The sequence below is a fragment of the Streptomyces sp. NPDC127092 genome (assembly GCF_042722475.1).
Classification (GTDB): domain Bacteria; phylum Actinomycetota; class Actinomycetes; order Streptomycetales; family Streptomycetaceae; genus Streptomyces.
The window spans coordinates 1,177-1,505 of record NZ_JBHXFE010000208.1 but is presented as its reverse complement, the minus strand read 5'-3'; the positions used below and the strand labels follow the sequence as shown (position 1 = coordinate 1,505).

Sequence of the window (329 nt, the reverse complement as noted above, 5' to 3'; positions counted from 1 at the left end):
GCGACGATCGGGTTCCGACTCACGTTGACACCGTATGAGTAACTCGTATGATTGTCAACAATCTGATAATGCTCGGGCGCGGCCGAAACGAAGGTGAGGCCTGGTGTTGGAACTGAACATTCCCGAATTCGAGGGGCCTATCGCGCAACGGGGAATCGGCATCATCGCCCCGTTCGACTTGGCGCTCGAACGAGAACTGTGGCGATGGGCTCCCCTCGAGGTGAGCCTCCATCTGGCGCGCACGCCGTACGAGCCCGTGCCCGTCAGCCTGGAGATGGCCGAACTCGTGTCCGAGCGAAGACACCTCATGGCGGCGACGCGCGACGTTC

General features: G+C 61.4%; 1 pseudogene. It reads left to right on the top strand.

The features are described from left to right. Positions 1 to 103 precede the first annotated feature (103 nt). A pseudogene (locus ACFWJO_RS38940) lies at positions 104 to 329 on the top strand (Asp/Glu/hydantoin racemase); the annotation flags it as partial.